General features: G+C 40.8%; 23 protein-coding genes. 4 read left to right on the top strand and 19 right to left on the bottom strand.

The window, feature by feature from the left end:
• Positions 1-14 precede the first annotated feature (14 nt).
• From O3640_RS05690 to rplK, 14 genes are all read right to left on the bottom strand, one after another.
• Entirely contained in the window at positions 15-710 is a 696-nt protein-coding gene (locus tag O3640_RS05690; protein ID WP_045773219.1) for a TIGR02206 family membrane protein, read from the bottom strand.
• 1 nt (position 711) lies between these two features.
• Positions 712-1,422 carry a TIGR02206 family membrane protein gene (locus O3640_RS05685; protein WP_045773218.1) on the bottom strand — a complete coding sequence of 237 codons (711 nt, stop codon included), beginning with the start codon at positions 1,420-1,422 and terminating at the stop codon, positions 712-714.
• 56 nt (positions 1,423-1,478) lie between these two features.
• Positions 1,479-2,090, bottom strand: a complete 612-nt coding sequence (locus tag O3640_RS05680) for an NUDIX hydrolase N-terminal domain-containing protein (RefSeq protein ID WP_268723227.1) — start codon at positions 2,088-2,090, stop codon at positions 1,479-1,481.
• Positions 2,080-3,450 carry a UDP-N-acetylmuramoyl-tripeptide--D-alanyl-D-alanine ligase gene (murF, locus tag O3640_RS05675; protein ID WP_268723228.1) on the bottom strand — a complete coding sequence of 457 codons (1,371 nt, stop codon included), beginning with the start codon at positions 3,448-3,450 and terminating at the stop codon, positions 2,080-2,082. The genes O3640_RS05680 and murF overlap by 11 nt, the downstream gene beginning before the upstream one ends.
• 75 nt (positions 3,451-3,525) lie before the next feature.
• Positions 3,526-4,572 (bottom strand): D-alanine--D-alanine ligase, encoded by a 1,047-nt coding sequence (locus O3640_RS05670; protein ID WP_045773216.1) that lies wholly within the window; start codon positions 4,570-4,572, stop codon positions 3,526-3,528.
• A gap of 128 nt (positions 4,573-4,700) precedes the next feature.
• Positions 4,701-5,297, bottom strand: coding sequence for a recombination mediator RecR (gene recR, locus O3640_RS05665; protein WP_008809387.1), 597 nt, complete (start codon positions 5,295-5,297; stop codon positions 4,701-4,703).
• Positions 5,298-5,307: 10 nt separating this feature from the next.
• Positions 5,308-7,374, bottom strand: coding sequence for a penicillin-binding protein PBP2B (gene pbp2b / locus O3640_RS05660; protein WP_061584928.1), 2,067 nt, complete (start codon positions 7,372-7,374; stop codon positions 5,308-5,310).
• A 164-nt stretch (positions 7,375-7,538) separates the two neighbouring features.
• On the bottom strand, positions 7,539-8,393 hold the full coding sequence (gene cvfB / locus O3640_RS05655) for an RNA-binding virulence regulatory protein CvfB (RefSeq protein ID WP_061584929.1): 855 nt from the start codon (positions 8,391-8,393) through the stop codon (positions 7,539-7,541).
• A 99-nt stretch (positions 8,394-8,492) separates the two neighbouring features.
• Entirely contained in the window at positions 8,493-9,050 is a 558-nt protein-coding gene (gene frr / locus O3640_RS05650) for a ribosome recycling factor (RefSeq protein WP_008809390.1), read from the bottom strand.
• 21 nt (positions 9,051-9,071) lie between these two features.
• The gene (gene pyrH / locus O3640_RS05645; RefSeq protein ID WP_008809391.1) at positions 9,072-9,797 is read right to left on the bottom strand and encodes a UMP kinase; all 726 of its coding nucleotides are present in this window, start codon (positions 9,795-9,797) and stop codon (positions 9,072-9,074) included.
• Positions 9,798-9,987: 190 nt separating this feature from the next.
• Positions 9,988-11,193 carry a glycosyltransferase family 8 protein gene (locus tag O3640_RS05640; protein ID WP_268723229.1) on the bottom strand — a complete coding sequence of 402 codons (1,206 nt, stop codon included), beginning with the start codon at positions 11,191-11,193 and terminating at the stop codon, positions 9,988-9,990.
• Between the two features lie 266 nt (positions 11,194-11,459).
• Positions 11,460-12,926 carry an APC family permease gene (locus O3640_RS05635; protein ID WP_008809393.1) on the bottom strand — a complete coding sequence of 489 codons (1,467 nt, stop codon included), beginning with the start codon at positions 12,924-12,926 and terminating at the stop codon, positions 11,460-11,462.
• 237 nt (positions 12,927-13,163) lie between these two features.
• Positions 13,164-13,853: a 50S ribosomal protein L1 gene (gene rplA, locus O3640_RS05630; protein ID WP_008809394.1), complete on the bottom strand. Its 690-nt coding sequence runs from the start codon at positions 13,851-13,853 to the stop codon at positions 13,164-13,166.
• Positions 13,854-13,950: 97 nt separating this feature from the next.
• On the bottom strand, positions 13,951-14,376 hold the full coding sequence (rplK, locus tag O3640_RS05625) for a 50S ribosomal protein L11 (protein WP_082307522.1): 426 nt from the start codon (positions 14,374-14,376) through the stop codon (positions 13,951-13,953).
• Positions 14,377-14,540: 164 nt separating this feature from the next.
• Here rplK and O3640_RS05620 point away from each other — a divergent pair, with 164 nt between their 5' ends.
• A complete protein-coding gene (locus O3640_RS05620; protein ID WP_008809396.1) occupies positions 14,541-14,894 on the top strand; it encodes a DUF3397 domain-containing protein in 354 nt (117 codons plus the stop codon).
• A gap of 27 nt (positions 14,895-14,921) precedes the next feature.
• Here the strand turns inward: O3640_RS05620 and O3640_RS05615 are convergent, their stop codons facing one another.
• The 4 genes from O3640_RS05615 to O3640_RS05600 form a co-directional block, all read right to left on the bottom strand.
• Complete coding sequence (locus O3640_RS05615; protein ID WP_227955645.1) at positions 14,922-17,264, bottom strand: HAD-IC family P-type ATPase; 2,343 nt, start codon at positions 17,262-17,264, stop codon at positions 14,922-14,924.
• Between the two features lie 118 nt (positions 17,265-17,382).
• A complete protein-coding gene (locus O3640_RS05610; RefSeq protein ID WP_045773210.1) occupies positions 17,383-17,769 on the bottom strand; it encodes a VOC family protein in 387 nt (128 codons plus the stop codon).
• A 107-nt stretch (positions 17,770-17,876) separates the two neighbouring features.
• Complete coding sequence (locus O3640_RS05605) at positions 17,877-20,180, bottom strand: DNA translocase FtsK (protein WP_371586791.1); 2,304 nt, start codon at positions 20,178-20,180, stop codon at positions 17,877-17,879.
• Between the two features lie 143 nt (positions 20,181-20,323).
• The gene (locus O3640_RS05600) at positions 20,324-20,521 is read right to left on the bottom strand and encodes a PspC domain-containing protein (protein ID WP_045773208.1); all 198 of its coding nucleotides are present in this window, start codon (positions 20,519-20,521) and stop codon (positions 20,324-20,326) included.
• Between the two features lie 332 nt (positions 20,522-20,853).
• Here O3640_RS05600 and O3640_RS05595 point away from each other — a divergent pair, with 332 nt between their 5' ends.
• The 3 genes from O3640_RS05595 to O3640_RS05585 are packed head-to-tail and all read left to right on the top strand — an operon-like array spanning position 20,854 to position 22,391.
• The gene (locus tag O3640_RS05595; RefSeq protein ID WP_371586790.1) at positions 20,854-21,270 is read left to right on the top strand and encodes an NUDIX domain-containing protein; all 417 of its coding nucleotides are present in this window, start codon (positions 20,854-20,856) and stop codon (positions 21,268-21,270) included.
• A 46-nt stretch (positions 21,271-21,316) separates the two neighbouring features.
• Positions 21,317-22,120 carry a peptidylprolyl isomerase gene (locus O3640_RS05590; RefSeq protein WP_118105847.1) on the top strand — a complete coding sequence of 268 codons (804 nt, stop codon included), beginning with the start codon at positions 21,317-21,319 and terminating at the stop codon, positions 22,118-22,120.
• Between the two features lie 34 nt (positions 22,121-22,154).
• Positions 22,155-22,391, top strand: coding sequence for a zinc-ribbon domain-containing protein (locus O3640_RS05585; RefSeq protein ID WP_008809403.1), 237 nt, complete (start codon positions 22,155-22,157; stop codon positions 22,389-22,391).
• Between the two features lie 85 nt (positions 22,392-22,476).
• Here O3640_RS05585 and O3640_RS05580 read toward each other — a convergent pair whose 3' ends face one another.
• Positions 22,477-24,018 (bottom strand): ABC-F family ATP-binding cassette domain-containing protein, encoded by a 1,542-nt coding sequence (locus O3640_RS05580; protein ID WP_227955647.1) that lies wholly within the window; start codon positions 24,016-24,018, stop codon positions 22,477-22,479.
• Positions 24,019-24,059: the final 41 nt, after the last annotated feature.

The raw sequence follows: 24,059 nt of genomic DNA, 5'->3' as shown, positions 1-24,059 counted from the left end.
ATTTTCAAGCCCTCTTAAACCGACCTTTTTCTTCTAAAAAGTTTTCTTTTGAAAATATTTCTTTTAAATAATTCGTCAAACAGAAGCAAGGCCAGAATCAGAATAAAAGAAACCAAAGAATAGTTGATCAAGAGGTTGTCACCACTGATAAACGGAGGTCTAGCTAGAAGGCCATAATTTCCTCCTGTCACTTGATTGACCCCTATCAAGAAGAGATTCAACATCAAGGTATAGGCAATAATCTCGGACTTTTTTAGTAAACGTTTATCATAATGATTAAATAGATAAATCAAAGAATTAACTAAAAGTGCATAATGACCAATCAAAAATGAAAAGCTTGTAATATGTGGAAAGTCATAAGGATCAAATACAGGATAACCCAAGGCAAAAATAGCACCACTAGCTCCAAGTAAAGCAAAATACTGCTTTATCTTCCATTTATCTGGTAAGAAAATCATGGCAAACATGGCTAGTCTACAATGATAAAGAGGAAGACTGTTGGCCAAAGGAAGACGGAAGCCTATATACCAAGCATAAAGAGCCAAAAGCTGAACAAACTGAATCCACTTAAACGCTTTAACAAAGCCTGGATTGTCATGATATTTAACTGCACCATAAATGGATAAGACAACAAGGGAAATCATTAAAGCATAGGCAAGAGCCGAGATCAAAGGCGGAGCTGTCTGATTTGTCGTTAAAAATGGAATCATTTCATTCTCTCCAATCTTTTAAAAGGAATATTCTGTTTTCCTGAGCTTCTTTTAAGCGTTTAAAAAGAAGGGAAAAACCACACAGAGCTACAACTAATACTGTAGATACTAAGAGGAAATTTCCTAACATACCATAGTCACCAACTAAAGGAGGATTTTTGAGGAATCCATAGTCTCCACCAGTTAGCTGATTCACAAGGAAAATGCCAGCATTCATGCCAAAAGTTATTTCAATAATCCGACGATTGGATAAAATTTTATAATCGAACTCATTCATCAAATAAACAATGGAGTTTCCCAAAAGAGCCAAATGCCCAACTAAATAAGAAAATAAGGTAATATGCGGAAGCGGGTAAGGATCAAAAATGGGGTGAAGCAAGGCACAAATCGGTCCAAATACCCCCAATAAGGCAAAGTATTGTTTATAAGATGTTCTCCTTGGCAAGAGCAAGACTGCAAACATAGCAATCCGACAATGGTAGAAAGGCAAACTCTCAGTCAAGGGAGCCTGAGTAGCCATGTACCAACCATACAAAAGAACCAATTGGACAATCTGCAGTCCTTGAAAAATTCTTTGAAAGCTTTTTTGTTTGTAAAATCTACTTGCGCTATAGATCACAATAAATAAAGCAAGTAGCATGAGCACTAATCCCAAAGGTGTTAATACGGGCGGTTCTGTTTTTTGACTTGTAAAAAAATCTCCCATTCTCATCTCCTATTTTTAAAATTAATAATAAAGTATTTAATAGTCTTTGACTAATTTTTCAACTAATCCAAATACTGTTCTCTATCTCCTTGATAAATTTCCCAAAGGATTTCCAACTGCTCTTTTGTAGTCCGCTTAGAAGATAATTCTGGTAAAGATTGGATATCAAAAAAAGCTAACTCTTCTATTTCTGTATTAGGCTGAAAATCTCCATCCTCTATCTGACACTCGAAGACCAGTTTAGCATATTGCTTACTCTGAAATTGAAATTTATTAGTATCAAAAATTGCAAGCAGACGAGAAACTGAAACATTAAATCCCGTTTCTTCTTGGACTTCCTTGACGATATTTTCCTTAGGAGATAGGCCGACTTCACAAAAGCCGCCAGGTAAAGCCCAAGTATTCTCATTTTTCCCCTTGACCAAACAGACTTTTCCGTCTCGAACCAGTACAGCTCGGACATCAATCAAGGGAGTGGCATAAAAATCCGTTGGGCGCAACAGCTCTGTCAATTCTTTCCCATCCAAATCTGACCAATCAGCCAGGAGGTGTCCCAAAAGCTGACGGAGTTCTAAGTAACGCTCTCGATCAAATTCATCACGACTAAATGCCAGTCCAGTCTCTGTAATAGAAAGGAGACGTTGAATGGTTTTTGCAGCTTCTTTAGTTTCCATCTTCCAAATCCTCTACCAGCTTCGCCAGATTCATGGAATTGCTGCCTTTGAGAAGGATTTGGTCGGCAGGGGTCAGCTTCTCTCTGACAGCTTTGGTCATCTGTTCAAACTGGTCTTTCTCGTTATTTTTGATAAAGTAATGGACTCTTCCTGGCGGGTAGATCTCCTTGGCATAGTCATAGAGGGCTTCCATGTCTTGTCCATAAAGGAAAAGGTCGGTCACAATTTCTGGATTGAGACTGGTAATCATCGAGCCGTGCATGGACTTAGAGTCCGCTCCCAGCTCTTTCATATCTGCCAGCACCGCCAATTTTCGTCCACCTGGATTAGCCGGAATGGTCGAGAAAGTCTCAAGAATCAAGCGCATAGCTGTTGGATTGGCATTGTAGACATCCGATAAAATATCTGCGCCATTAGCAGCTTTCTTCCATTCTGTTCGATTGCGGGTCAGCTCCAGCTTAGAAAAAGCCTGAGCAATAGCTGTCTCAGATACACCCTCCTGCAGAGCTGCATAGGCCGCAATCATGGCGTTGGTTGCATTGTACTTACCAGTCACAGGCAGGTCAATCCTCTGCTCTAAAAAGTTACATTCAAAGCTCAAACTATCCTTGCGCTCTTCCAGACGCGTCAGGAAGATATCCGCATCAGGACCAAAGCGAACTAGCTTGCAGTCTGCTGGCAGAAATTCATTGACAATCTTATCCGCCGGAACAATCAAGAGACCATCTTTTCTCAAGCCGTCCGCAATCTGCATCTTGCCTTGGGCAATCTCAGCTCGGCTACCGAAAAATTCCAGATGGGCTTCTCCGACCAGAGTCACAATGCCCGTCTTAGGTTTGGCAAGTTCAGACAGGAGATGGATATCACCCAAGTGATCCTGCCCCATTTCTAAGACAAGTTTCTCTGTATCCTCAGGCATGTGAAGAACTGTGTAGGGCAGACCGATTTCGTTATTGTAATTACCTTGTGTCTTATAGGTCTTGTAGCTGGTTGCTAGTAGCTGAGCCAGCATATCCTTGGTTGTCGTTTTACCATTGGAACCTGTCACCGCCAGCACATCCACCTGCATCTTTTCCAGATAGTATTTGGCCAAGCACTGGAAGGCCTTCAGGACATCGTCAACTAAGATATAAGCCCCCTCTGCCACTGGACGCTCAGATAGGGTGGCAACAGCTCCCTGAGCAAAGGCTGTTGCGATAAAGTCATGGCCGTCACGCGCTCCCTTGAGGGGCACAAAAAGGTCACCTGACTCAATCAAACGGCTGTCAAACTCAGCATTTCTAAGTGCGACATTTTCAAACTGAGTCACATCATTTTTCGCAGATAGGACTTCTGCGATTTCATATAAATCTAATTTCATACTTCTTCCTCGTTTTTCGGTTTGCTCGCAAAAAGAAAGGACCGAAAATTTTCAGCCCCTCTATTATATCATATTTTAGATAAGATGCGCCTCTCTCTTAGCAAACGCCTCTTCAGCAAGTCTGACTAACTTCTCAATCAAGTCAGGATAGGCCAGCCCCATATTTTCCCAGAGCAGTGGATACATAGACCACTGGGTGAAACCTGGCATGGTATTGAGCTCATTTAGAAAGACCCGACCGTCTTCTGTATAGAAGAAATCACAACGAGATAGTCCTAAACCACCAATAGCACGAAAAGCTGTCTCAGCATTCTGACGCATGGTATTCACCACACCTTCAGGAAGCTGAGCCGGGATTGCCATGGTGATTTTATTGTCAATGTATTTGGCTTGATAGTCATAGAAAGCCACGTCCTTAACAACTTCCCCTGGAAGACTACTTTTGACATCAGCGTTACCAAGAAGCCCGACCTCAATCTCACGAGCTGTTACACCTTGCTCGACTAGTACCCGACTATCATATTTGAAAGCCAGTTCCAGAGAAACACGCAGTTCTTCCTGATTATCAGATTTTGAAATGCCGACACTGGAGCCCATATTAGAAGGTTTGGTGAAGACGGGATAGGACAATTTCTCTTCGATTTCCTGGATTTTTTGCTCTAGATCCTCACCATCAACCACCGCTACATAAGGTACTTGAGCAATACCTGCTGATTCCAGAACTCGCTTGGTCGTAATTTTATCCATGGCCAGGCTAGAAGATAGAATATTACAGCCGACATAAGGCATTTTGAGTACTTCTAGGAAGCCTTGAATTGAGCCATCTTCGCCCATGGGACCATGCAGGACTGGAAAGACCACTGCTCCATCTTCGTAAATATCGCTAGGCTTAATCTTCCGAGTCATGTCCACTGTGGCATTGGTCATCAGCTTCTCATCAGCCGCTGGCTTTGCTTCAAATTCCTGAGTCTTGATAAAGTCGCCCTCTTTCGTGATGAAGTATGTTTTTACAGAAAATAGATCATAATTGATAGCCCGCATAACGCTTTCTGCCGACAAGACTGATACTTCCCGCTCTGCACTACGACCACCGTACAACAAAATTAAACTTTTCTTTGCCATCTCGTCTATCCTATTCTTTAAAGATTTTATACTTGAGATTGATTCTCTTTAGACCGTTTTAGTATATCATAATTCCGATTTTTTTTGAATAGAAAAAAGATTCTTCAAGAATAGAAGAATCCTTATTTTTATAATTCTGTACGATTTTCGATTGCACGAATCAAGGTTACCTCATCCGCATACTCAATGTCGGAGCCAACTGCTAAACCACGCGCTAGTCGAGTAACTTTAATACCAGCAGGTTTCAAGACCCTTGAGATATACATAGAGGTTGCCTCTCCGTCTGCTGTCGCATTGGTCGCAACAATAACTTCTGTCACCTCACTATCCATCAGACGAGTAATCAAGCTTTTAAGATTGATATCATCCGGTCCAATACCGTTCATAGGTGAAATCAAGCCATGCAGGACATGATAAAGCCCGTGGTATTCTTGAATATTTTCCATGGCTGAGACATCTCTACTATCCTCAACAATTAAGATTGTAGATTGATCACGCGATTCGTCTCGACAAATAGCGCAGGGATCTTCATCCGTCAGATTACCACAAATTGAGCAGTAACTTAGTTCACGCTTAGCTGCCAAAAGATTTTTAGCAAATTCGTTGACATCATCATCACTCATTCCAATGGTGTAAAAGGCTAAACGTGTAGCTGTCTTGATACCGATACCAGGCAGTTTTGAGAAACTATCAATGAGCTTAGCAATAGGGGTTGGATATAACATAGCATCCTTTCTAATTCATAGGGTGTAGTTGATTATATAGATTGATAATATCCCGAGTAACGCTGTGGCTAACCGTTGATGATAGATTGGTATTATGTGGGAAAACAACCGCCACTGCGATCTTAGGATTATCACTTGGTGCATAGGCTACAACATTAGTGTTGATAGCCTGCTGACCATTATTAACAAAGGTTTCAGCCGTTCCTGTCTTAGCACTGATTGGAACTGACTCACCTTGAGAAATGGTTCTTCCTGTCGTAAAACCACTTCCCCCGTGAACCACTTGGTAGAAACCTTCCTTGATCAATTTCATATTCTCTTCAGAAATGTTCACTTGATTCAAAACCTTGGTTTCTTTCTTTTCAATCAAGTCTCCTAGGCCACCATTTTTGTCGTTAGCATAAATACCTTCAACTAAATGCGGGGCAACCCGTTTACCATTATTCGCGACTGTAGCTGCATACTGGGCTAATTGCAAAGGTGTGTAGTTATCAAACTGACCAAAAGCATTGGTCAAGTAATTAGCAAAAGTGAACTCTTTAGGAGTATAACCTTGAGATTCTGTCGGAAGGTCCACTCCCGTTTTAGCACCCAAGCCATATTCTGCAAAAGTCTCTCTCAATTTTTCCATGGAAGAGTCTAAATTCTTCAAATCCACTCCCATATTCGGAGTATAAGGTGTTCCCATCATCTTGAGGGCAACTTGCACCATATAAGTATTTGACGAATACTCTAAGGCTTCCACAGCTGTAATATCCCGATTCCCATAACTAGTAAACCATGATGTAATTGATGACGAATCCTGACCGAAGACTATTGGTTGGTCCGTCAACGTCTGGTTGCCTGAGATAGCATTATTAGCCCAGCCTGCTGTCAAAGTGGCTGCCTTAACTACTGATCCTGGTACCACGATATCTGTCACAGTTCCCAAAGAGTTCGAGCTAACATTTCCTGATTTCAAATCATGCTTAACTCCGGCCATAGCAAGAATAGCTCCAGTTTCTGGGTTCATGACAACAGCATAGGCTCCTTCAGAATAAGTGGCATTCCCTGCTGTTAATTCCGCGACAAAAGCGTTTTTTAGAATCTCATCTACACCATTTTGAAAAGCCATTTCCACAGTCAGCTTGAGATTTTTTCCCTTGCTTCCTTCAGAAATTGTGTCGATACTTTCCATATTCCCGTTCTTGTCCAGGTGGATTTCCTTAATCGCCCGTTCTCCTTGCAGGACCGACTCATATTCTTTTTCAAGATAGGAGGTTCCCACACGGTCTTTCAAAGAATAGCCCTTCTTCAAATAGGCATCTACTTCCTCAGCGGGAATACCTGCTTTTTCACTTGAAACACTACCAATAATAGAAGCTAATGGAGTGTCCAAAACCTTGCGCTCCCAGGCAGTTGAAATACTAATTCCAGTTAATTCCTTGCTACTAGACGCAATTAGAGCCACTTGTTCTGTTGATAAATCGTCCGTACGAATATTTCCCGTCTCGAAATTAGCAATCTCATTCATCTGACTAAAGAGAAAAATAGCCTTTTTTTCCTGATCACTATAGTTAAGACTAGATACATCCACACTTTCTACAGCATTATTGTAAATTTTTGATTCAGATAAGCGATTTCCATCTGAGTCAAACTTCTTCTTCTTCGGTAGCTTGGCAACTACCTCTTGGTAAACCTCTGGATCCGCTAGATAATAATCAGCAATCTGGCGTTTTTTTAAGTCTACATCTGTCACATCCACATAATCCAGTAACTTATTGGCAGTCTCTTTGATATCGGCAGCAGTCATCTTATTACTGCGAGTGAAGGAAACAACTTGTTTGGTCGCATTTTCAACCAAAGGCTTCCCAGATGCGTCATAAATTTGCCCACGAACCGAGCTTAGTTTTATCTTTGTTTGGCTAGCAGTTGCTAATTTTTTAGTATAAAAATCTTGGTTGAGGACTTGCATATAAGCCAGACGGCCAATCAAAGTCACAAATAATATAATCACCATTCCAAATAGGAGATTTAAGCGTCTCGGAATAGAATGGCTATCAAATTTTCTTTCTTTCTTAGGCATAATTTCTCTCATTCTAGTAAAAGTCTCTTCTATTCTACCACAAAAAGATAAAAAATAATCTGGGAAAGAAGCCCAGATTATAAGAGGAATGTCTCCTGATGGAGGAGAATCTTATCATTGGAAAAGGGGTAAATTCTCTTGGCTTCTTTCCAAATTCATAAGTTTTAAATGATTCCTCAAAGTAGCTCAGTGCCAGTCGGATCTTGCTTAATTTTTCCTGCCTTCATCAGACCACCCAGAGCTTTTTTGAACTGTCCCTTAGAAATACCAAAAGTGGCCTTGATATCTTCTGGAGAGGATTTATCGTTTAAGGTCATAAAGCCACCGTTGCTTTCTAGGTAGGTCAGAATCATCTGGGCATCATTTTCCAGCATCTCAAAAGAGCGAGGTTTAAGAGAAAGATTAAGAGTACGGTCTACTTCACGGAAACCAATGACCCGCGCATCTAAGACCTGCCCCAAACGTGGCTCTGTATAACGCTCACTTGGATGGATAAAACCCAGCATATTATTCTCCGGAAGGTAAACAAAGGTACCTGAAAGCTTCAGGCGATAGACAATAGCTGGCCAATTTTGATTTTGCATATTGTTATAGGCCGGACGAGCCAAACGTTGAAAGTCTTCCTGATAGGCCAGATTCCCCCAGATTCGGTCTTTCTTGTCTACACTCAGGCGTACATAGAGCTTATCACCCTTTTTGGGCCAAAGCTCCTTCAACTCAGGTAAAACATCCAGCGATACAACAATTTCCTTATCAGGAAGTCCAGTATCGACAAAGACACCCAAGTCCTTACGCACTTCAGTCACTGTTCCCCAGCCAAAGCTTTCTTGAGTTGCTGTTACATCTAGTGTTGTCAGGCGTAATTTTTGCTTCATATCAGTGTAGGCAAATCCCTTAACGGACTCGCCCAACTGATGCTCGCCTTCTTCCTTAGCTAGGGCGTAGGTCTGACCATCCTTCTGGACAAAGTAAAAACGATCGTTTTCATCTGTAACCAAACCCACAATAAAATTAGCAAGATTTGTATTCATTGATTCCTTCTTCTACCTTGCATTTTTTGAAGGGCAAGGATGTTTATGTTAAAACAACTCAGTCAGCAGTGCCAACTGAGTGTTCATTTTGATAAAATTTTAAACTTCTAAGAGTTCTTTTTCTTTGTGCGCAGTCATTTCATCAATATGCTTGACAGCGTCATCTGTTACTTTTTGAATATCTTTTTCTAAAGTCTTCAATTCGTCTTCAGTGATTTCTTTTGCTTTTTCTTGCTTCTTAGCTTCATCCATAGCATCACGACGGATATTTCGAATCGCAATCTTAGCGTTTTCGCCAATTTTTTTCACTTCTTTAGCTAGGTCGCGACGAGTTTCCTCAGTCAAAGCCGGGATAACCAAACGGATAACAGATCCATCGCTGGCTGGCGTAATACCAAGATCAGACGCATTGATAGCACGTTCGATATCTTTGAGAGAAGACTTATCAAAAGGTGTCACCAAAAGAACACGAGCTTCAGGAATAGTAATTGAAGCAATTTGGTTGAGCGGAGTCTCTACACCATAGTATTCAACACTGATACGGTCTAACAAACTTGCGTTTGCACGACCCGCACGGACAGCTCCAAATTCACGCGCCAAACTTTGATGCGAATGACTCATTCTTTCTTTTGCTTTTTCTACAATTGCATTTGCCATAAGTTTTTCATCTCCAATTTCTTATAAATTATTTGATACTGTTGTCCCGATTTGCTCTCCAAAGACAACACGTTTGATATTTCCGGCTTCATTCATGTTAAAGACAACCAAATCGATATCGTTGTCCATAGAAAGAGTAGAAGCTGTAGAATCCATGATTCGCAATCCCTTGCTGATGACATCGCGGTGGGTCAATTCGTCAAACTTAACAGCAGTCTTATCTTTCTTAGGATCCGCATTGTAGACCCCATCAACACCATTCTTAGCCATCAAAATTGCATCTGCTTCAATTTCTGCAGCACGAAGGGCGGCTGTTGTATCGGTTGAAAAGTAGGGTGACCCAATACCAGCTCCAAAAATAACAATACGTCCCTTTTGTAAATGACGGAGTGCACGACCTCGAATGTACGGCTCTGCAACTTGTTGCATAGCAATTGCAGTCTGAACGCGAGTATCAACCCCAACTCTCTGTAGAGAATCAGCCATGACCAAAGCATTCATAACAGTCCCCAACATACCAGTATAGTCAGCTTGTACACGATCCATTCCAGCTTCGGCAGCTGGTTCTCCACGCCAGAGATTGCCACCACCGATAACAAGGGCAATTTCAATTCCTAAATCGTGAACTTCCTTGATCTCTTCAGCCATTTTTTGAACGGTCTGAATATTGATACCAACACCTTTGTCACCAGCAAGAGCTTCGCCGGACAACTTGATTAGAATACGTTTATACTTGGGTTCTACCATTTTTACACTCCTTATTTTATCTGTACTATTTTACCACATTTTATGATTTTTATATAGTTAAATCTTTTAAAATTTTCTTTTTTGATAAATCGATATTCTGCTCCATCGGTAGCAAAGAAAAAGCAGCCTTGTCAGAGGATAAGACTAGCTTAATTCAAGAGATAAACAAATATGTTGGATGATTTTTTCCTTAAGACGGATATCGGCGAATAGCTTCTATCATTTCTTGGTACTTGTCAGTAGCAAAAAACCTTTCCGTAATTCCTTCTGTCTGAGTAGTCTCAAAAGCAAAAATCGGCTTTCCTTGTTTTTCGATCATCTCCAAAAAATCTAGAAACTTGTGGCCATGATTAATGTCTAGATAAAGATCGCAAGCCACACCTAACTGCTTCAACGGAATCGGTAGAACCAAACGATGCAGGCGAACATTCTCGTAAGACAAAAGACTGATCAATCGATCTGACATATCTGAGTAAGCAGCGATATGGAAAAGACAATCTGGTAAAGCTTGAATCAATTCTTTGATGCACTCCAAAGAATCACTGTTGGTCAAGGTCAATAATTCTTTCTTGTAGACTTGGACCAGGTCTTGGCCTTGATTTTCTACACCTTTCAGTACCTTGCTCGCAATGATAGCTGTCCAATCAAGGTCATTATAAAACCACCAAACTTCCCTCAGTCTCATATTTGTTAGAAGATTCCATGGTTTTAGAGCGGAAATATAGTGAATAATAGCTGGCAGAGGAGACAGAGGAATGTCGAAGACAAAATCATGTCCATACTGAGCAGCTCCCATATCAAAACCGATTTGGAAATTATAGCTATCCTCTAGCTCTAAGTACTGTCCCTCAAAGAGCATATTTAAAATACTCTGATCTCCTTCCAAGACCCTTTCAATTTCCCTGTCAGTCAACTCAACTAATTGCTGAGAAATATTTTCCCTCCGCCAACGTTCGTTATTTATAAGCATGACTCCAGAATTAAAGCCAATCCCCAAACCAAAGGTAGCTCTTACTGCTGCGATATAGTAATCTTCCAGATCCAAATCAAATAAGTGATCCAAGTTTTGAGTGACAACCAAGTCGCAATCAAGGTAAAGAGCTCGATCAGCCTTCACATACTCTGGAATAAAATAACGAGCATAGGCCATGTAGTTAATATGAGAGTAGGTTGATTCTTCCCACTTCATCCTTAAATCATCTCGTAAAAGCTTGATATCAAGTAAATTATTTCCTGTCCCTTTTACTTTTTTTCGAGTATTAATGAACCATTCTTGTGGTATATCTTGATTAAAAACATAGATAAGCAGATCTTCATGGTAGCAACATAAAGATTTTATAGTTGTCTCAATTTGACGAATATAACCATAATCTCCTGCTAAAACAATACTTTTCATCTAATTCATCATTCCCCTATTTGCTAGTCTTATTATAGTATCTACATTATAGCGAATTCGCTTGTTTAATTCAAACACTCCATAAGTACACGGAGCTTTCAACAAATTTTGCCTTGATTGAAGTAAGATACCTCAACAACCTTTCTATTCATCCTAATTTAAGTATGAAATCTTCACTACTCTCCTTCACGTCTCGATTATCAACTATCTGCCTCTATTAAAATCAGCCCTATCATCAGATAGGGCCGATTTATCTATTACTTAATTTATTTTTCAGCGATTTCTTGCCGACGGGCTTGTCTTTTCTCACGCTTAGCTAGTAAAGGTAAAATAATTCCCAAACTAATCAGAACAAGAGGAGTCAAAACATTAGTCAAGAGAGAGAATTTCCAACCAGCTGGATCTTGAGCATAATCCACTTTTGGAACCATCCCCAGAATACAAGCGAAAGCTGTAAAGAGGAAGCACCAAGCTCCAATAACAAAGCCAACTTTAGGATTTTTTGTTAATTTATACTCCGCATTTTTGTACTTCTTCCAAGCCTTGTTTAACAACATATAGGCAAGGAAAACCCAGAGATAACGCATTGGCATAACGATAGAGTTAAGATTGGTCATCCATTTAACCAAACCATCAATTTCTTTTATTCCAAAGATTGGCAGGATAATCAAGAGACTCACCAAAATCCCTGTTAAGATATAACCATTAATCAATACACCTTTTGAAGTGCGTTTACGCAACCAGCTTGGAACAAATTCAGCATCAGCATTATTAAGTAAAATCTGCAGAGGTGCATCGATAGAGAATGCCAGGGCAGCAATTTGTCCGACCATATTTGTCAAGGCGTAAATTACAACCAAAAGATTACCTACACCCCAGTAATTTCCAAGTTTTTGGAAGGCTTGGTAAGCACCATTACGCATCAAATCGTCTGGAATATTACTTCCATCAAATAGCATCCCCATAGCTAGAGACCCTAAAATAGCAGAAGCTCCAACCATAACAGCCATGACAATCATCCCCTTTGGAAATTCCTTTGCGGGATTGCGGGTTTGGTTAACATAAGGGGAAATTTTCTCAGCTCCACCAACCGCAAAGACCAAGAGGGAAATTGTAGTAAAATATGAAAAGTCAAAATTAGGAATATAGGTACTAAGCTTATCCATATTAGCCGTTGCAAATTGCATATCAGGCTTGATAAAAGGCGCACCTACAGCTAAAAGAACAAAAAGGATAGACATGATGAGCATAGCACTTCCTGCTAGACCACCAATTACCTTGAGGGTTGACAGTCCCTTGGTAGACAAGTAGAGAAAGGCTCCGAAAATTAGCAAACTCAAAATCACGATCCAATGAATGTCGAGATTACTTAAAAAATTACCATTCCCTTGAAGAGCCCAACCAAGTGGGATCAAAACTCCTTGAGGCTTTTGCGCCAAGTAGGGAATATGCACTACCCAATAGGTCCAGGCAGCAAAATAAGCCAAGCGCTTGGTAGAAGTCTTCTCAACCCAGTCACTGACACCTCCCCCACTTTCCTTAAATGTAGAACCCAGTTGTCCTACAATCAGTGCATAAGGAATGAAGTATAGAGCTAGGATAAGAATCCAGGAAACAATAACAGAGATTCCTTGCTGGGAATAGTTATTGACGACATTTCCAAGCCCCCAAACCATATTAAAGGCAATCAGGGACACCATCAGCCAAGTAAGCTGATTCTGATCTTTTTTCATCGCATCGTCTCCTTTTTATATAAATAAATTGTTTCACCATATTATATCATGTTTATCTGGACTTGTAACTAGGCTTATTGGGAGAACAGCCAGTTTTAGCATGATATTTCTTAGCCTCTCTTATACATTTAGTCTGCTAACATTGTTAAAATTTGAATAAACTTTCATGCACCAAGTAAAATATTTTGATTTTTCTCTAGAAAAAAACTCTGGTAAAACCAGAGTTTTTTATTATTTTTAAAGTGAGTTTACATCAACCTTGATACCAGGTCCTTGAGTAGTTGTGATTGTCAAGCTAGTTACGTAAGTTCCTTTAGCTGTAGCAGGTTTTGCTTTTTGGATAACTTCGTTGAAAGCTTTGAAGTTTTCAGCCAATTTATCAGCGTCAAATGAAACTTTACCGATGATAGCTTGTACGATACCTGCACGGTCCGCACGGTAAGTGATTTTACCACCTTTAGACTCTTCAACTGCTTTAGCAACATCCATAGTTACAGTACCAGTTTTAGGGTTTGGCATCAAGTTACGAGGTCCTAGGACACGTCCAAGACGTCCAACAAGAGCCATCATGTCAGGTGTAGCGATAACTACATCGAAGTCCAACCAACCGTCGTTGATTTTAGCAACGAGGTCATCTTCACCAACGAAGTCTGCACCAGCAGCTTTTGCTTCTTCTGCTTTAGCACCACGTGCGAAAACAAGAACGCGAGCTGTTTTACCAGTACCGTTTGGCAATACCATTGCACCACGGATTTGTTGGTCAGCTTTTTTAACGTCAATGTTCAAGTTGTATGCAACTTCTACAGTTGCGTCAAATTTTGCAAAGTTAGTTTCTTTTGCAAGAGCTACAGCTTCTTCTACGCTGTATGCTTTTGTGCTGTCGATTTTTTCAAGAGCAGCACGAAGTTGTTTGCTTTTTTTAGCCATTTTATCTTTCTCCTTGTAATGTGGTCATATCGATTTTCATCTCCCACGTCACTCGTCTCATGATCAAGTGTATTGCGGGCAAATAGGATTATTACTATTAGTCAGTAACAGTGAATCCCATAGAACGAGCAGTACCTTCGATCATACGCATTGCAGACTCAATGTTTGCTGCGTTCAAATCTGGCATCTTAGTTTCAGCAATTTCTTGTACTTGTGCACGAGTAACAGTTGCAACTTTTGTTTTGTTAGGTGTACCTGAACCTTTTTCAACACCTGCAGCTTTTTTCAAAAGAACAGCAGCTGGTGGAGTTTTAGTAACGAAAGTAAATGATTTGTCTTCGTATACTGAGATAACAACTGGGATGATCATACCAGCTTGATCAGCTGTACGAGCGTTGAACTCTTTAGTGAATCCCATGATGTTGATACCGGCTTGACCAAGCGCAGGACCAACTGGTGGAGCTGGAGTAGCTTTACCAGCAGGGATTTGCAATTTTACAAGTTTTTCGACTTTTTTAGCCATTTTAAATCCTCCTTTGTGGTTAGGCGGTAGAATTTACTCAATAAAACTTGAGCATTACCTCCCACAAGCATGCTTATCGCATACCTTTCTATTATACACTAAAGAATTGAAAATGCAAGGATAATTCTCTTCTTTTTTAACTTTTTTTGTGATAAAATATAGCTATGATGTTATTAAGAATTGCTTCCGTTTTATTTATTTTTTTAACTATTGCTTTATCTATTATTTTAATAAAATTTTTACGATTAAAACGCTTTGGTCTTAACTTTGCAGATCTAGCCTTCCCAATGTTCTTTTTGGAATTCTATATTATTTCTGACCGAGCATACTACCATAGCATGTTGCCACAGCTGGTACTGGCTTTATCTGCCTTGGCGATCGGAATTACGGTCTATTTTCTCAAGAAAAAGCAGACTTTCTACTATCCAAAATTCTTAAAATTTTTTTGGCGGGCTGGCTTTATGTTGACATTCTTTTTATACCTGGCAATGGTCATTGGCCTCTTTTTATCAAAATAAATGAAGTTGGAAAATCCCAACTTCATTTTATTTACGTTTTTTGCATAGAGCTACTGCCTTGTTAGTTAGAAATTGAAAGAACCATATCAGTCTTTCCAAAAGTAATGAAAGCAAGACAGTCATTAGAATTGCTTCGATTGAAAGGCCACTTAAATTGAAGATGCGAGGTAAAAGCAAAGCAGCAAGACTCATCCCTGTAATATTCAGGAGCATAATGCCAATCTTAATGCGATTAAGAGGTCGAATAAGCTTGTACATTATGATAAAGCCTACCACTGCGAGAAGAATAATCGAACTTGTACTGATTTCCTTAGGAGAGAGTCCAAGCCAATGACCACAATATACTGCCACTAAAACCGCTAGATAATCTACAATTGCAGCTGGCAAGGCATTTTTCAAAACCGTCTCTAAAAAACGTCCTCTAATCCGTGCCTTATTGGGTTCTAAAGCCAGCAAGAATCCGGGTATCCCAATTGTAAAACCACTGATCAAGGACATCTGCGAAGCTTGCAAAGGATATGTGAAAGCAAATATGGTCGAAGTCAGGGCTAGTAAGATAGAAAATATATTTTTAACTAGAAAAAGACTGGCCGATCTCTGAATATTATTAACTACACGCCGTCCTTCTGCAACGATGTGGGGCATATGTGAGAAATCTGAGTCCAGCAAGACCACTTGCGCTATCCGCTTGGTTGCATCATTCCCAGATTCCATCGCGATACTACAATCAGCCTTTTTCATGGCAAGAATGTCATTGACACCGTCGCCTGTCATGGCAACATTATGCCCATGACCTTGTAATGCCTGAATCAATTTTTGCTTCTGTTCTGGACTAACTCGACCAAAGACCGTATACGTTTCTGCAGCTTGAATGATCTTTTGATCCGAATCCAAACTTCTAGCATCGACATAGTTTGCTGCATGTGGAATATTTGCCTTCTTAGCAACTGCGGCTACTGTAATAGGATTATCTCCTGAGATGACCTTAACTGTCACACCTTGTCTTTCAAAATATGAAAAAGTCTCTGTAGCATTCTCTCGGACAGGATTTTCCAAAAGGATAAACAGAAGCGGGCTAACAGGCGCCTCCAAGCTAGCTTCCAAGTTTGAGCCCTCATAGAGACCAAACACTAGCACTCGGCTCCCTTCTTCTGCTGCATCCTGAAAATATGATTGATAATTTTCTAAATCTTGTCGAAGGACATACTCTGGAGCTCCTAAAACAAAGGTCCCTTGGTCAAACGATACTGCTGCGTATTTGTTTTTAGAGCTAAAAGGGTACTGCCGTTTAATAGACCAGGCTTGTCCACTTTTTTCAATCCTAGGACAAGCACGCAAGGTTTCAATTGTATCGTTGGTGTCCTGACTAGCCTCAAGATAGTGACTCAGTGCTTCCAAGGCAACTTCTTTTTGATCCCCTACTGGAATCAACTGACTTACTGTCATGCTATTTTCTGTGATGGTCCCCGTCTTATCTACACAAAGGACATCTACACGCGACAGAGTCTCAATTCCCTTCATACTGTTTAGAAGAACCTGCTGTTTTGCTAGGCGAACAGCCCCTAGAACTAGGGCAAGTGTCATCAGTAGATAGAGTCCCTCCGGAATCATTCCCACAATAGCACCGACTGTTGAGGTCACACTGACTTGCAAAGTTTCTTGATTACTGATAAAACTGCGGAAGAAAAGCAAGAGTCCTAAAGGAATAATCAATATCCCAATGATCTGCACTAGGCGATTGACAGCATGAACCATCTTGGATTCTTCTACACCGCTTATTTCTTTGGCTTCTTTAGCTAGCTGGTTTATGTAAGCCTGGTCTCCTACTTTGTCCAGTCGAGCATAGGCTTGACCAGCAACTACGAAGCTACCAGACAGGACCTCATCTCCCGGATTTTTTTCAATTTCATCAGCCTCACCCGTCAGCTGGGATTCATTTACTTTCAAACTTCCTGATAGAATCTGTCCATCGGCGTAAATCTGATTTCCAGCAGAAAATTTAACAATATCATCTTGAACAAGTTCTTCGACAGAGAGCACCTGCTCTTCTCCATCTCGAATCACATTGGCTGAGAAAGTGTGTAAGAGTTTCATTTGGTTAAGAACTTTTCTAGCCCTAAATTCCTGAAAAATCCCAATCAAGGAATTAATGACAACGATGGGAACAAAGAGGAGATTATTCCATGACTGAACTAGGACCAAGAGAATGGCCAGTACAAGAAAAATAAAATTAAAATAGGTAAAAATATTGGACCGAACAATCTGCCAGGTCGTTCTTTCTGTAGAGATGGTAACCTGATTAGTCAGACCTTTTTGGCGACGTTCTTCAACTTGTGCTTGACTAAGTCCTTGAAATTGATTCTGATGCATAGAGTTTTCCTTATTGAATTCGCTTTACTTATTGTAGCAAAAACAGGGCAACATTTCTTCAGACTTTAGGCTGAAGTATGGATATTTAAAATTGCCCTTGTAAAATAGAATTACATTTTCATTCGTGAATTTCCAGAGGTAGGCCATCCGGATCAAAGAAGAAAGCCATCTTACGACCGTCGAAGTCGTCATAGCGCAACTCTGTATGAGGAATCTCCAAACGGTCAAATTCCGCTAAGTATTCTTCGACATTTGTCACTCGGAAGGCCAGGTGTCGCAGACCTGTATGCTCAGGATGCGGCAAGGCTGGCCGCTTGGGTGCTTCTTTCTTGATGAAAATCTCTAGAGTTAGATTTCCCTTGCGGACATTAAAGAGAATATCCTGCTTATCTGGCCGGTGGTGCTCATCCAGCTGCTCAAAGCCCAGCTTGTCTACATAAAACTCTCTGGTCTTGGCATAATCATGACCGATAATAGCTATGTGGTGAATAGTGTCCAGTTTCATACCTTCTTTCCTTTCCGTTGAGTGAGTAGAGAAAATCTGCCGGCTGGTTGCTGGCAGATTTATTTTTATAGAATGATTTTCTTGCTAACAGACTAGTGAAATTAGAATCAATTCGTCTGCAAAACCTTTCTCGGCTTGGTTCCTTCGGCCGGTCCGATAACACCAGCTGCTTCTAGCTCTTCCATGAGTCGAGTAGCCCGGTTAAAGCCGACCGAGAGTCGACGCTGAATCATAGAAGCGCTGGCCTTCTGAGTCTCGATGACCAAGGCCTTGGCTTCTTCAAAGAGCGGATCGCCTCCATCATCGCCCCCACCAGACTCCATATCGCTTTCAGATACTTCGCCTGGATCAAAGCTATCGTCATAGTCAGCTTCAGCTTGATTCTTGACAAAGGCTACAATTCGCTCCACATCTTCATCTGAGATAAAGGAGCCCTGCAAACGAACCGGATGGTTTTCATCAATTGGCTTAAAGAGCATATCTCCTCGACCCAAGAGCTTTTCTGCTCCATTTTCATCCAGAATGGTCCGGCTGTCTGTCCCGCTAGACACGGCAAAGGCAATCCGAGATGGCACATTAGCCTTGATCAGACCCGAAATAACGTCTACTGATGGTCGCTGGGTAGCCAAAATCATGTGAATTCCAGCGGCACGCGCCTTTTGTCCCAGACGAATAATAGCGTCTTCTACTTCCTTGCTGGCTACCATCATAAGGTCAGCTAGCTCATCCACGATGACAACGATTAAAGGCAGAGGCACCTGCTTGTACTCCGACTGAGCATTGTACTCGGCTACTTTAGCATTGTAGCCGGCAATATTACGAGCACCAACTTTGGAGAAGAGTTCATAGCGGTTTTCCATCTCATCCACGACCTTTTGCAATGCGCGGCTAGCCTTGCGAGGGTTGGTCACAACGGGGATAAGCAAGTGGGGAATGTCATTATAAACGGACAGCTCCACCATCTTAGGATCCACCATCATAAACTTGACTTCATCCGGTCTGGCCTTCATGAGAATGCTGGCTATAATACCGTTAACAGCTACTGATTTACCAGATCCAGTAGAACCCGCTACCAAGAGGTGAGGCATCTTAGCCAAGTCAAAGGAGCGAACAGATCCGTTGACAGCCTTACCAAGTGGGATTTCCAGGAGCTTGCTGGCATCCGTCTTCGACTGTTCCCAGAGCTCTCGGAAGGTTACAGTTGCAATTTCAGAGTTGGGCACTTCGATTCCGACAAGAGATTTTCCAGGAATCGGCGCCTCAATCCGCACATCCTTAGCAGCCAAAGCTAGAGCTAAGTCATCAGCCAGATTGGAAATCCGATTGACCCTGACACCAACAGCTGGCTTAACCTCGTACTTGGTGACGGAAGGGCCGATTTCAGCCCGCTCAACAGTAGCCTTGATGCCAAAACTCGCAAAAGTTTCTTCCAAGATCTTGATGTTTTCACGAACAATCCGCTTCTCTTTAGACTGGTTTTTAGGTTTATCGGGCGCAAAGAGGTTGATGGTCGGTAGCTTATAATCCAAACTTTCTTTGGCTGTGAAGTCTACCTCAACATCTGTGTCCGCGTCTGCTTCTTCTGACTCCTGTTTAATTTTGAAATCTTGAGTATCTTCAAGTTCAAATTCTCCCAAATCTTCATATTCCTCTGTTTCAATGGCAACAGGAGTTCTTGCCTGATTTTCATCATCCAAAATTTCCCCTGTTCCCAAATCGATTTCAGGCCCTTCTTGCTCCACTTCAATCGCCTGCATTGCTTCTAAAGCAGCCTGTTCTTCTTTTTCAATAAAACGCTGTTGTCGCTTTTCTTCACGTTTTTCACTAAGATGGTGGAATGTTTCAACCAGCTTTTCAGAAATATCGTAAATGGTCCAAGGACTGATTAGTAGAGCACCTACTAAAATAAAGAGAATACCAATAAAGTAAGAACCAAAATTTGAAAAGAGAAAAGAGATGGGTAAGTGTAAGAGTGATCCTAATAAACCACCACCAGCAAATGAACTAACTTTAAATGCAGTTAAATCAGAAAAAATTCTGGCTAAAGTGCTGGACAAGACTTGACCTTTGAGTGATAAGACATCTACAAAGTAAGCTTGATAGATTAGAAGTAAACCAACAAAAATGCTAATAAAACCTGAAATCAGACCTTCGCGCTTGCTTAACCATTTGAAAAAGAAAAGATAAATCAAAGTCGCTACAATTGCTAAGTACGCTAAGCTACCAACTACTAATCGAATCAGATTGTAAATAGTCACCCCAAAAACACCTAGTTTTAAGGCAGCAAAAAGAAGAATGAAGGCCAAGCCAAAACTCAGTAACATCCTTTTAATAGCTCTTTGTCTTTCTAATTCTGCTTTTGTTGGCCGACGTGTTGTTCGGCCTTTTTTCGTATTTTTACTATTTGCCATAACCTTTATTATACCACAATAACTATTGACAAGAAACGATAAATTTTACGCTTTGACACACTTAATCTTCACCTTTAATACTTCTTACGAAAAGAAAAAAACCAGCTTAGCTGGCTTTGGATTTTAAAAGATCAAGTCTTCTTTTAGTCTTGGGTTGCTCCCTCTTCTGGCATAACGAACCAGCAAACTGCATAAGCAAGAACCCCTGTTCCAAGAGCACACACTGAAATAATCCACAGTACGCGAACAAGTGTAGGATCTATGTTAAAATATTTAGCTAAACCAGCACAAACACCAGCAATTTTTTGATTCTTAGTATCTCGTGTAAGTCTTTTCTCCATGGAAAGTGCTCCTATTAATTTTTATTTTTTTCATTTTACCATAATCTTCTTGTATGCACAACCTCTCAGGTAAAGATAGGAACTAGCATCACATCGCCTTACATTAGATTCTAATTAGACTCTTACCCCTGTCATCAAAAATCTCACACTCTCCTTCCCTAAATAGCGTCAGAAAGATTTTAGGAATAAAACAAAAATAATGACCAACTAAATAAAAGTCCTAGTGATTAGCTGGATTTCACAATCGTAATTTTTCGATAATATGTTTCCAATCTAGTATTCTAAACATTATTTTGTTAAACTTGATGAATAAAAAGATAAAGGAGTTGCTTATGAGAGCTGGCATACTTATCTATCATCCCAAACTAAATAGCATTCTGACCATTTATCGATATAAAAATGGACAATGCTACTATGTCCTTCAAGGTGGGCAAATTGAAGAGAGTGAGAGTCCAATCGAAGCGGCTATAAGAGAAATCAAAGAAGAAGTCCAGCTTACGTTTAAGCCAGAAGACCTAAAACCTGCCTTCTCTTATGACTCTGACGATAATCAACACATTTATTTCTGGACAATCTATACGGGCTTAGAAAACTTAACGATAAGTGGTGAGGAAAAGGAACGCAGTCATTCTCAAAACCTATATGAAGCTAGGTGGATCAGTCTTTCTGACTTTCCCCATCTCCCATTCAGACCAAAAGACTTGCAAGTAAGAATTCTCTCTTTTTTCACAAGATTTGAAAATCGTTGATCTTTATAGTAAAATGTGAGTAGTTTCTATTTCAGAAAGGATCATGATGAAAAAATTATTAATTTTGGGTCTTTCAGCTAGTCTTTTGTTAGCAGGCTGTACTAGTATCCAACGCGTCTTGCGGGGCGATGAATATGTAGACTCTAGTTTAGCAGCTAGTGCAAGCAGTGCTGAAGCTAGCAAAAAAGAAGCTGAAACCAAGGAAGCATTGACAAATAAGAATGCCAGCTTCCCTCAACTATCAACCAAAGTTGCCAAAGATGAAGCGAAAGTTAAAATCGTAACGACAGCTGGTGATATCACTCTCAAACTCTTTCCCAAATATGCACCTCTAGCAGTTGAAAATTTTCTAACTCATGCTAAAGAAGGCTATTATGATGGAGTTATCTTCCATCGCGTCATCAAGGGATTCATGATTCAAGGTGGTGACCCTAAAGGAAACGGTACAGGTGGGGAGTCAATATGGTATGGAAAGAACAAACAAATTGACTCAGGAAAGGGCTTTAAGAATGAAACTTCTGCCTACCTATACAACCTCCGCGGGGCTCTATCTATGGCCAATGCAGCATCTGATAATACTAACGGCAGTCAATTCTTTATCAACCAAAACCAGACAGACAGCTCAAGCAAATTATCTAAAAGCAAATATCCAGAACAAATTATTAAAGCTTATAAGAAAGGTGGAAATCCATCTTTAGATGGTGATTATACAGTCTTTGGCCAAGTTATAGACGGCATGGATATTGTTGATAAGATTGCTGAAAGCGAAACTGATGAAAACAATAAACCTAAAAACGAGATCAAGATTCAAAAGATCGAAGTGATCAAGGATTACAACTTTAAAAAATAATCCTCTAGTTTAACAAAGAAAGGAATAAATTCATATGATTATTTGGGGTTACAAAGGCTATAAAAAAGAACTAGGACATACTCAGTCTGCTATCCAATGTGGAAACTGTCAACAAACTGCTCCTTGGGATCTTATTGAAACAGGTCGGAAGTTTTCCCTCTACTGGATTCCTCTCATCCCTTATGGAAGAAAATATTATGTACTCTGCCCTGTCTGCGAATATGGCAAAGAGATTGAAAAACAAGATATTAATGAATATTTAAATTATTAAGTTCAAAAAGAGGTTGGTCAGTATATGACCAGCCTCTTTCTCTTTTATCTAAAAAACAAAATACTTTTTCTACAGAAAAAAATCTTTATGTCAATTGATTGAAGTCCCAAATCTGATCCATCCAACCTTCGTAGAAATCAGGCTCATGGCAGACCATGAGGATGCTTCCCTTGTATTCTTTCAGAGCTCGTTTTAGTTCCTCCTTGGCATCAACATCTAGGTGATTGGTCGGCTCGTCAAGCACCAGAACATTATTTTCTCGATTCATGAGGAGACAAAGGCGGACCTTAGCTTGCTCCCCACCTGAAAGAACCTGAATCTGGCTCTCGATGTGCTTAGAAGTCAAGCCACATCTAGCTAGAGCCGCTCGCACTTCAGCCTGATTGAGGGACGGAAAAGCGTTCCAGACTGCTTCCAGCGGTGTCTGACGATTGCCACCTTCAACTTCCTGCTCGAAATAGCCCAACTCCAGATAGTCCCCGCGCTCAACTTGACCTGCGATAGGTGGGATAATACCAAGCAGACTCTTGAGTAGGGTTGTTTTCCCAATCCCGTTTGCCCCGATAATCGCTACCTTCTGATTGCGTTCAAAAGTCAGATTAAGGGGCTGAGTTAGCGGACGGTCGTAACCAATCTGCAAATCCTTGGCTTGGAAGATAAAGCGACCAGGTGTCCGGGCAGGTTTGAAGTCAAAGGAAGGCTTAGGCTTTTCACTTTGCAGCTCAATAATGTCCATCTTATCCAGCTTTTTCTGGCGGGACATCGCCATATTACGGGTTGCCACGCGAGCTTTATTACGGGCCACAAAGTCCTTGAGGTCCGCAATTTCCTTCTGCTGGCGCTCGTAGGCTGCTTCCAGCTGAGATTTTTTCATCTCATAGACCTCTAGGAACTGGTAATAATCACCAGAATAACGGGTCAGTTGCTGATTTTCTACATGATAGACGATATTGATCACGTCATTCAGGAAAGGAATATCATGCGAGATGAGAACAAAGGCATTTTCATAGTTTTGGAGATAGCGCTTAAGCCAGTCAATATGCTCCGCATCCAGATAGTTGGTCGGCTCGTCCAAAAGCAGGATATCAGGTTTTTCCAGAAGTAGCTTAGCCAAGAGAACCTTGGTACGTTGCCCACCAGATAGCTCCGTCACATCACTCTCCATACCATAGTCCATAACACCTAGTGCCCGCGCAACTTCGTCAATCTTAGCATCTAGGGTATAGAAATCTCGACTCTCCAAGCGGTCCTGCAGCTCACCCACTTCTTCCATAAGGGCATCAACATCGGCTCCTTCTTCTGCCATGCTCATATAGATTTCATTGATGCGGCTTTCTGTCTTGAAAAGTTCGTCAAAGGCTGTGCGCAAAACATCACGGACAGTCTGACCTTTTTCTAGAACAGCATGCTGATCCAGATAGCCAGCAGTCACATACTTGGACCACTCGACCTTACCTTCGTCCGGTAGCATTTTACCCGTCACAATGCTCATAAAGGTTGATTTCCCCTCGCCATTAGCACCAACAAGGCCAATGTGCTCACCCTTGAGCAAGCGGAAAGATACATCCTCAAAAATAGCCCGGTCACCAAAACCGTGGCTAAGATTTTTTACTTCTAAAATACTCATCTTTTTCTCCTCTATCATTGATTGCAACTTCTTGATTATAC

It is taken from the genome of Streptococcus sp. 27098_8_75, assembly GCF_041432475.1.
Taxonomy (GTDB): domain Bacteria; phylum Bacillota; class Bacilli; order Lactobacillales; family Streptococcaceae; genus Streptococcus; species Streptococcus gordonii.
Note: the sequence above shows the minus strand (reverse complement) of the source record. Positions and strands in the feature narration are given on the sequence as shown.

Excerpts from the sequence above, each read along its gene's own strand:
- O3640_RS05600 (WP_045773208.1), bottom strand. The coding sequence starts at position 20,521 with ATGGAGAAAAGACTTACACGAGATACTAAGAATCAAAAAATTGCTGGT.
- recR (WP_008809387.1), bottom strand. The coding sequence starts at position 5,297 with ATGTTATATCCAACCCCTATTGCTAAGCTCATTGATAGTTTCTCAAAA.
- O3640_RS05690 (WP_045773219.1), bottom strand. The coding sequence starts at position 710 with ATGATTCCATTTTTAACGACAAATCAGACAGCTCCGCCTTTGATCTCG.
- frr (WP_008809390.1), bottom strand. The coding sequence starts at position 9,050 with ATGGCAAATGCAATTGTAGAAAAAGCAAAAGAAAGAATGAGTCATTCG.
- O3640_RS05605 (WP_371586791.1), bottom strand. The coding sequence starts at position 20,180 with ATGGCAAATAGTAAAAATACGAAAAAAGGCCGAACAACACGTCGGCCA.
- O3640_RS05585 (WP_008809403.1), top strand. The coding sequence starts at position 22,155 with ATGATTATTTGGGGTTACAAAGGCTATAAAAAAGAACTAGGACATACT.
- O3640_RS05670 (WP_045773216.1), bottom strand. The coding sequence starts at position 4,572 with ATGGCAAAGAAAAGTTTAATTTTGTTGTACGGTGGTCGTAGTGCAGAG.
- O3640_RS05590 (WP_118105847.1), top strand. The coding sequence starts at position 21,317 with ATGAAAAAATTATTAATTTTGGGTCTTTCAGCTAGTCTTTTGTTAGCA.
- O3640_RS05610 (WP_045773210.1), bottom strand. The coding sequence starts at position 17,769 with ATGAAACTGGACACTATTCACCACATAGCTATTATCGGTCATGATTAT.
- murF (WP_268723228.1), bottom strand. The coding sequence starts at position 3,450 with ATGAAATTAGATTTATATGAAATCGCAGAAGTCCTATCTGCGAAAAAT.
- O3640_RS05595 (WP_371586790.1), top strand. The coding sequence starts at position 20,854 with ATGAGAGCTGGCATACTTATCTATCATCCCAAACTAAATAGCATTCTG.
- pbp2b (WP_061584928.1), bottom strand. The coding sequence starts at position 7,374 with ATGAGAGAAATTATGCCTAAGAAAGAAAGAAAATTTGATAGCCATTCT.
- O3640_RS05580 (WP_227955647.1), bottom strand. The coding sequence starts at position 24,018 with ATGAGTATTTTAGAAGTAAAAAATCTTAGCCACGGTTTTGGTGACCGG.
- O3640_RS05615 (WP_227955645.1), bottom strand. The coding sequence starts at position 17,264 with ATGCATCAGAATCAATTTCAAGGACTTAGTCAAGCACAAGTTGAAGAA.
- cvfB (WP_061584929.1), bottom strand. The coding sequence starts at position 8,393 with ATGAATACAAATCTTGCTAATTTTATTGTGGGTTTGGTTACAGATGAA.
- pyrH (WP_008809391.1), bottom strand. The coding sequence starts at position 9,797 with ATGGTAGAACCCAAGTATAAACGTATTCTAATCAAGTTGTCCGGCGAA.
- O3640_RS05640 (WP_268723229.1), bottom strand. The coding sequence starts at position 11,193 with ATGAAAAGTATTGTTTTAGCAGGAGATTATGGTTATATTCGTCAAATT.
- O3640_RS05680 (WP_268723227.1), bottom strand. The coding sequence starts at position 2,090 with ATGGAAACTAAAGAAGCTGCAAAAACCATTCAACGTCTCCTTTCTATT.
- O3640_RS05620 (WP_008809396.1), top strand. The coding sequence starts at position 14,541 with ATGATGTTATTAAGAATTGCTTCCGTTTTATTTATTTTTTTAACTATT.
- O3640_RS05685 (WP_045773218.1), bottom strand. The coding sequence starts at position 1,422 with ATGAGAATGGGAGATTTTTTTACAAGTCAAAAAACAGAACCGCCCGTA.
- rplK (WP_082307522.1), bottom strand. The coding sequence starts at position 14,376 with ATGGCTAAAAAAGTCGAAAAACTTGTAAAATTGCAAATCCCTGCTGGT.
- O3640_RS05635 (WP_008809393.1), bottom strand. The coding sequence starts at position 12,926 with ATGAAAAAAGATCAGAATCAGCTTACTTGGCTGATGGTGTCCCTGATT.
- rplA (WP_008809394.1), bottom strand. The coding sequence starts at position 13,853 with ATGGCTAAAAAAAGCAAACAACTTCGTGCTGCTCTTGAAAAAATCGAC.